Source organism: Candidatus Frankia alpina (genome assembly GCF_902806485.1).
GTDB lineage: Bacteria > Actinomycetota > Actinomycetes > Frankiales > Frankiaceae > Frankia > Frankia alpina.
Window position 1 is genome coordinate 1 of the sequence record NZ_CADCWT010000464.1, and the last position, 1,438, is coordinate 1,438.

The following is a 1,438-nucleotide window of genomic DNA, read 5'->3' on the forward strand; positions in this document are numbered from 1 at the left end:
CACACCCCGCAACAATTACCCAACCTCACAAATCGTTGCCGGGAATGGCTCACTGGCCCGGGACTTCCCGGCTCCGGCCGACACGAAGGTGCCTACTCGACGTTTGTCAACGTCTGCCGCCGCCTCTCAACGCCCCTCGGCTATCTCCGACGTTCTCAATGGCGCGTTGACGTCGGCTGCCTATCTCACCGACGATGAACTCGATCCGGAATGGGCGGCATTCTCCCGCAACTTTCAGCAACGTAACATTCCTGCAAATATTAGTCAAGGAAAGGAATAAAAAAATGCCTCGACGTAATAGGAATTCGGGAAGGTTCAATGTGAAACACAAGCCGTGTGGTGGTGCCGGCTACTCGGACTGCAACGGAAACGGGCTGGTCGCTCGCGGGGTGCGGGGACGGCGGGCCTGATTGATCTCTTCGGGACCAAAGGCGCTCGGGAACGCAAGGAAAGGATGCAAAGAAACAAGGAAGCTATGCGAAGGAACGAGGAGACTGCGGCGGCGTGGCGAGAGAGGGATCGCCTGCCTAGTGGCTATCGAGAGGCCGATGGTGGCTGGACTGAACGGGGGCAGGGCTGGACGGATGAGGAGTGGGTGAAGTACGTAGCAACTATGGGTGACGGTAGGGGGCGGCAGGGATGATCGGCGCTTTCGGAACGTTGTTTGCCACCGTCTACGCCGCGCACATGCTCGCCGATCATGTGGCCGGGCAGACGGACCGGCAGGCCGCGAACAAAGCACGGCCTGGCGTTGCCGGCTGGCGGGCGCTCGGCGCTCATCTGCTCGGCTACCACCTGGTCCTGGTCGGGATGGTCGCGCTGGCGGTGGTGGTTCTTGGCGTGCCGCTGTCGGCATCGGGTGCGGTCGGCGGGCTCGCGGTGTCGGTGGTGACCCACGGTGTGTGGGATCGGCGTCGACCGGTCGCCTGGGTCCTGCACCACTTCCGCGCACCGGAGTTCGCGGCGTTGGCAGACCACGGGCTCAACGGCATGTACCTCGCTGATCAGTCCCTGCACGTCGCCTGCTTGTGGGCCGGTTGCCTCCTCGCCGTTGCCCTGTAAGAAGATCGCAACCCGTCTCGCGGGTGGGTGGACACCCGTCTCAACAGATACCCACTCACCCGTTGGTGGAAAATTGGCAGATCGCATGGAACGCGCGGGGTGCCCGACCCATCACCCTAGGTGAGACCACGCCAACTACTCTCTGTCCCACCTGGTGGGGCGTCCCTCATGCGCGACGGCTCGAAGAACCTTTCGCCACCACTACGCGCGGGCATTACCGGCCATTGGGTCTCAGTCCATACTTCCCCCTTGCCCGGGGTCAGTCGCCAAAGCTTTAGCGGATAGCCGTGTGTGTCAAGGGCGTTCACGAAGTGCCCTTGATACGCGCGGATAGCCGTTAAACAATGTTGCGACCCCGGAAAAGGGAAACCTTCTG

Annotated in this window: 2 protein-coding genes; both read left to right on the forward strand. The window is 62.1% G+C overall.

All coding sequences use genetic code 11. The features are described 5' to 3' along the window. Positions 1-280: hypothetical protein (locus G6R25_RS25695; protein WP_205447429.1), on the forward strand; the 280-nt coding region annotated here is incomplete at its 5' end. Positions 281-639: 359 nt separating this feature from the next. Next, positions 640-1,062, forward strand: a complete 423-nt coding sequence (locus G6R25_RS23930; RefSeq protein WP_163554651.1) for a DUF3307 domain-containing protein — start codon at positions 640-642, stop codon at positions 1,060-1,062. Positions 1,063-1,438 lie beyond the last annotated feature (376 nt).

Coding starts and splice junctions, on each gene's coding strand:
- G6R25_RS23930 (WP_163554651.1), top strand. CDS start 640: ATGATCGGCGCTTTCGGAACGTTGTTTGCCACCGTCTACGCCGCGCAC.